General features: G+C 53.7%; 7 protein-coding genes and 1 riboswitch. Of the genes, 5 read left to right on the top strand and 2 right to left on the bottom strand.

Annotation, left to right across the window (positions count from 1 at the left end):
• The 5 genes from PAT3040_RS17525 to PAT3040_RS37160 form a co-directional block, all read left to right on the top strand.
• Positions 1-1,496: ABC transporter permease (locus PAT3040_RS17525; protein WP_146200448.1), on the top strand; the 1,496-nt coding region annotated here is incomplete at its 5' end.
• Positions 1,497-1,498: 2 nt separating this feature from the next.
• Positions 1,499-2,425 (top strand): ATP-binding cassette domain-containing protein, encoded by a 927-nt coding sequence (locus PAT3040_RS17520; RefSeq protein ID WP_108993713.1) that lies wholly within the window; start codon positions 1,499-1,501, stop codon positions 2,423-2,425.
• Entirely contained in the window at positions 2,422-3,060 is a 639-nt protein-coding gene (locus PAT3040_RS17515) for an RNA polymerase sigma factor (protein WP_108993712.1), read from the top strand. Before PAT3040_RS17520 ends, PAT3040_RS17515 begins: the two co-directional genes overlap by 4 nt.
• A 290-nt stretch (positions 3,061-3,350) precedes the next feature.
• Positions 3,351-4,388 carry a UDP-glucose 4-epimerase GalE gene (galE, locus tag PAT3040_RS17510; RefSeq protein ID WP_108993711.1) on the top strand — a complete coding sequence of 346 codons (1,038 nt, stop codon included), beginning with the start codon at positions 3,351-3,353 and terminating at the stop codon, positions 4,386-4,388.
• 221 nt (positions 4,389-4,609) lie between these two features.
• Positions 4,610-4,694, top strand: a riboswitch (cyclic di-GMP riboswitch).
• Between the two features lie 13 nt (positions 4,695-4,707).
• Positions 4,708-4,869 carry a hypothetical protein gene (locus PAT3040_RS37160; RefSeq protein WP_179215383.1) on the top strand — a complete coding sequence of 54 codons (162 nt, stop codon included), beginning with the start codon at positions 4,708-4,710 and terminating at the stop codon, positions 4,867-4,869.
• A gap of 10 nt (positions 4,870-4,879) precedes the next feature.
• Here PAT3040_RS37160 and PAT3040_RS17505 read toward each other — a convergent pair whose 3' ends face one another.
• Positions 4,880-5,209 (bottom strand): helix-turn-helix domain-containing protein, encoded by a 330-nt coding sequence (locus PAT3040_RS17505; protein WP_108993710.1) that lies wholly within the window; start codon positions 5,207-5,209, stop codon positions 4,880-4,882.
• A gap of 139 nt (positions 5,210-5,348) precedes the next feature.
• The coding region (locus PAT3040_RS38720) for a P-loop NTPase family protein (RefSeq protein WP_507763371.1) at positions 5,349-5,661 on the bottom strand (313 nt) is incomplete at its 5' end.

Below are 5,661 nucleotides of genomic sequence, written 5' to 3'. Positions count from 1 at the left end.
GCGCCCGGCCGCCGCTGTGGCAGCGATGGTATCTCGATGCGGCTCTGCTGGCGCTGGCTGGGTTAGGTTGGTACGGCTTCGAAAGCGGACGAGTATTGACCGGGGGCGCAGGAGAAGGAGGCGCAATGCAGGTGCAGCCGCTATTTTTTCTCATTCCCGCGGCAGCCATGTTCGCAGCAGGACTTGTCGCCTTAAGGTTGTTCCCGCTAGCGCTGCAACTGTTGCATTCGTTGTTCCGACGCTTGCTGCCGGTTTCGCTCCATCTGGTTTTCGTTCAGCTGTCGCGCTCGCAGCGCTCGTATTATCCGCTGATGCTTCTCCTGATCATGACGCTGGGTCTCGGCATCTTCCACGCTTCCGCCGCTAGAACGATGGATCGCAATGAAAGCGAAAGGCTCCTGTACGGCAACGGCGCCGATGTCGTGCTGCAGCCCGTATGGGAAGGGGAGGTCCAACTGTTTGACGAGGAGGGCAACTATATTCCGGAGGATCAGCCGCGGGATACCGTCTACACGGAGCCTCCCCAGACACCGTTCGAGAATATGCCGGGGGTGAGATCGTCGGCTCGCGTCCTGCAATTGGAAGGCGAACTGTCGATCGCGGGCAAGGGACTTGGCAAGGGCAAGCTGATGGGCATCGATAATGCCGATTTTGCCCGGAGCTCTTGGTGGCGTATCGACCTCTACGAGAGCGCCCATCCTTTCACCTTGCTTCGCTGGATGGGCGAATACGAGCAAGGCGCGATTATTTCCGGCATGTTTGCGGAGAAACACGGCTTAAAGCAAGGCGACCTTCTCCAAATGACGGTGCAAGGCACCCCTATCGAATTAGTGATCGCGGGCATTTCCGATTATTGGCCGTCGCTGGACCCCGACACGCCTTTCGTCGTGGCGCATTTGGATTACTTGTACGAGCATATCCCGCTGACCCCTTACGCGTTGTGGCTTGACATGAAGGATGACGCCAAGGCAATGCCGATCGTTGAACATTTGCGGGCCCAAGGCATAGAGACGTCCGCGCTTAGCGACGCGCGCAACGAATGGAAGCTGAGAAAGCTCCTGCCCGAGCGGGAAGGTACCTACGGCATCCTGTCGCTGGGATTTATCGTCTCGGTGGCGATTTCCTTTATCGGTTATTTGCTTTTCTGGGTATTCAGCCTGGCAAGGCGTACGGTGCAGCTCGGCATCCTGCGGGCGACGGGGTTGATGCGCGGCCAGTTGACGCTCATGCTGCTGCTGGAGCAGCTGCTCACGACAGGACTCGCGATCGTTCTGGGACTCGGCATCGGCCGAGCGGCGAGCCGGCTCTTTATCCCGTTCCTTCAATCGGGAGCGAGCGGTCAAGTACCGCCCTTCGTTATCGTGTTTGATCTAAAGGATACGATGCATCTTCTTATCATCGTCGTGGCCATGATTACTGTTGGGGGGAGTCTGCTGATCGCGCAAATCTTGAAGCTTCGCGTTCATCAAGCGGTTAAGCTGGGGGAGGAGAGATAAGGATGATCCAGTGCGAAGGATTAGTGAAAATATTCAAGTCGGACGATGTGGAGGTCGTTGCTCTGCAGGGGCTTAATCTTCAAGTGAATGCAGGCGAAATGATTGCGATCATCGGCAATAGCGGAAGCGGCAAGTCGACGCTCCTTAACGTGCTTGGCGGCCTTGACGTCCCTACTGCCGGCAAGGCCTTGATCGGCGATTGGGATCTTCTGCAGATGACCGAAAAGGAGCGAGTATTCTATAAGCAGCGTACGGTCGGCTTCATCTGGCAAAATAATTCGCGCAACCTGCTTCCCTATCTGACCGTGCTGGAGAATGTGGAGACGGCGATGATGGTTGCGGGGCGCATCGACGAGATGTATGCCAAACAGCTTATCGAATGGGTAGGGCTGACGCATCGCAGCGGCAATAAGCTGGTTCAGCTGTCGGGAGGCGAGCAGCAGCGCACGGCCATTGCCATCTCCCTCGCGAACCGCCCGTCGCTGTTGCTGGCGGACGAACCTACCGGATCTGTCGACGCGGGGACCGCGGATACCATTATGGGCATCTTCCGCAAGCTAAACGAAGAGACCGGCGTCACGATCGTCATCGTCACGCACGACATGGGTCTTGCGGGCAAGGTAGATCGCGTCGTAGCGATTCGCGACGGGATGACCAGCTCCGAGCTGATTAAGCGGGAAGCCGAAAGAGGGCAAGAAGGGAAAGCTGCGGAAGACTCAGCCAACGAAGCAGCTGAAGTATCCGCCGGAGCGTTTCGCGATTACGAGGAATACGCTGTCGTGGACAGGTTCGGGAGGCTGCAAATCCCGGCTGAGTACAGGGAACGGCTTGCCATCAGAGATAAAGTCAAGTTGATCATAGACGATACCGGAATTCGGCTGGAGCCTCAAGCGGCGGGGGACGCAACGGAAAGGAGAGACTCGTCATGACGAGCGGAAACGCATTCGAAGAAGCCGTTAAGCCCTTACTGCGGGAGCTTCGGCAATATTGCGTCTATTTGACGGGCTCGACCTGGGATGGAGAGGATCTGTTGCAGGAGACGGTGGCGCTGGCATTTCGTTACTATAAGCGGCGGGGAGAGATCAAGGAGATACGGCCTTTCCTGATGAAGGTCGCAAGGAACAAGCGGATCGACGGGTACAGGAAACGAAGGATACGCGAGACGTCTGGCGATTTGGCACTGGAAGAGGGGCGCCGGGACAGCTGCTATTTTGAGATCAAAGGTTGGATAGAATGGCTGGCCGCCAAGCTGCCCGCCAATCAATTGAAAGTCTGGCTGCTCGCCGATTATTTCGGCTATACGATGAACGAGATTGCCCAAGGTCTGGGATACACGATGTCCGCCGTCCGCTCCCTGTTATTCCGCGCGCGGGAGAAATTGCGGTCATGTCGGTCCGGGAGCGATATCGAGCCAGGCGAGATCAACGCGGACACTCAACGGGGGACTTCTGCTAGGCATGTCTCTTTAAATGGAATGAAGATATTGATCGAACGTTGGGCAAACGGGATTATGAAGGACGATCCGCAAGACTTGTTATTAAAGGCAGCCCGGACAGGATCTTAAGGATTGCGAGCCGTATGTCTAATGCCCTCTTGCCGCTTCTAAAGGCGGCGGGAGGGCTTTTGTTTAAATTATAGGAAAGTATAAGTTTCTCCATACTTGACCTATAATTCTCGGAATGAAACGCGCTGCGCCGCCAAAGAACGGCGACAGCCGTTTCACCTTGTTATACGAACTGTATCATGTTATAGCAGACAAAAGAACAAACGTATGTTACAATGTTCTTAATTAAGAACAACGAAACTATAAAAAGTTCTTTGTAAGGAATTCAAGCTGATCGGAGGAGTTCTGCAATGGCCATATTAGTAACAGGCGGAGCGGGATATATCGGAAGCCACACCTGCGTCGAGTTATTGAGTCAAGGGAATGACATCGTCGTTATTGATAATCTGTCCAATAGCCACGGAGAAGCACTTCGTCGGGTAGCCGAAATCGCAAACAGGTCTTTCCCGGTCTATATCCAGGACTTGGTGGACAGGGAGGCGCTGCGGACGGTATTCCGCAATCACGACATCGAGGCGGTTATCCACTTTGCCGGACTAAAGGCCGTTGGAGAATCGGTGCAGCTGCCGCTTAAGTATTACCATCAAAATCTGATGAGTACGATGACGTTATGCAGTGTGATGGAGGAGTTCGGCGTCCGCCGGCTGCTCTTTAGCTCGTCTGCTACCGTATACGGCATGCCCAAGCAGGTGCCGATTTCCGAGGAAGCCCCCGTGGGGGCCATTAATCCATATGGCCGAACGAAACAAATGATCGAGCAAATGCTGGATGATCTCGTATGCTCCGATCCGCGTTGGAGCATTGGCATTCTTCGTTACTTTAATCCCGTCGGCGCACATGAGAGCGGCCGGATCGGCGAGGACCCGAGCGGAGTGCCGGGCAATCTGATGCCTTATATCGCGCAGGTCGCGGTGGGCAAGCTCAAGGAAGTTGCCGTATTCGGCGACGATTACGATACGCCCGACGGTACGGGCGTCAGAGATTATATCCACGTCGTCGATCTGGCGCAGGGGCATCTTAGGGCCATCGATAAGCTGGCTTCCGCCGCAGGCATCCATGTTTATAATCTAGGCACGGGATGCGGCTATAGCGTATTGGAGATGATTCGGGCTTTCGAACGGGCGTCGGGTAAAACGATTCCATACCGAGTAGCGGCAAGACGGCCAGGCGATATTGGTGCCTGCTACGCCAATCCGAACAAAGCGAATGCGGAGCTGGGTTGGCAGGCGACGCGAGGCATCGCGGAGATGTGTGCGGACGCCTGGAGGTGGCAGCTAGCTAATCCGAGAGGTTACGCGGGCAGCGTCGTATACGCAGAGCCCATCTAGAGGTTTATGGAGGTCATACAGCGTCCCGATGCCGACATTGTGTCAACCATGAGCCGTCAGCCTCACAGCGCTTCGGAAAATGGATACTTGCCCCTTTTTCTTCATTTGATTCCAAGAAATTCGACAAATTGAGAAGCAATCTCTCAAAATCCGGAGACAGAAAGCGACAGCATCTTCGTTCCAGATAAGCTATTATTTGGTTTGTGGACAATTTGGATACATATTATATGGGAGACGAAGAAGTGCGTTTAGTATCTGGGCACCTTACAACGCATGGAGTCAGTGGTGCAACCGCCCCAACGAAGTGGGGGATTTTAGGATGACACGATTTATATCGGACAACCAGCAGGATTTGGATGCGGAGTGGGTAGAGCTTATGTTAAGCGCGCGTTCGAAGGGACTCACGACGGAAGAAGTGAGCAAGGTACTGCGTATCCTTCAGGAGCAGGGGCAATCCATTATTAAAGAAAACGCTGTATAAAAATACAGCGTTATTCGCGGTTAAATTTCCACTTATTAAATTCCAGAAATTCCTTGAATTGTTCCTTGCTTACGCCGGAAGCCATCGCTTCCCGAACTAAATTCTCCCATTCCCGGTCTAAGTGGACGGCGCTGCCTTCCGCTTGTTCCTGTCCTACAAACTCCTCGACAGGCACGCCAAGCACTTCCCCGATCTTCTCAAGAAACTGAATGGAAGGGTTCTGCTGAAGCCCTCTTTCGATGGAGCTCAAATACGATTTCGCAACCCCTGCTCTTTGGGAGAGCTCAGTTAACGAAAAACCTTTCCGTTTGCGAAACATTTGAATTCTTTCTCCAATCATAGCAGATGCCTCCTTGGCCAGCGCAATAGCAACAATATGAATTCTATTATAACGAATATGTTGCAATTACGAAAGCAAATGAATGGAGTTTGGTTCATTTGATGCAAAGGAACAGGACTAATTGGAATTATAAGTAAATTTAAAACGATGAAACATGGGCGGAAGACATCTTGTCAAACGATTTGCCTAAGTAACTGTCACGATCGGCGGCCAGATTTGCAAAATCTCCTTCCTCTACGATCCGGCCTCCCTGGAGCACATAGACCCGGTCGGCGCCTCTCAGCGTGGTCAAGCGATGCGCGATAACGATAATCGTCATGGACCCTTTAAGACGGTCGATGGCTTCTTGAATATTGCTCTCATTTTCCGTATCGAGGGCGCTGGTCGCCTCGTCCAGCACTAGCACGGAGGGCTTGCGGATAATGGCTCTCGCCAGGACAAGCCGCTGCCGT

Origin of the sequence: Paenibacillus agaridevorans (genome assembly GCF_003112455.1) — a bacterium.
GTDB lineage: Bacteria > Bacillota > Bacilli > Paenibacillales > Paenibacillaceae > Pristimantibacillus > Pristimantibacillus agaridevorans.
The sequence above is the reverse complement of the archived record's forward strand: the minus strand, read 5'-3'. Positions and strand labels throughout refer to the sequence as shown.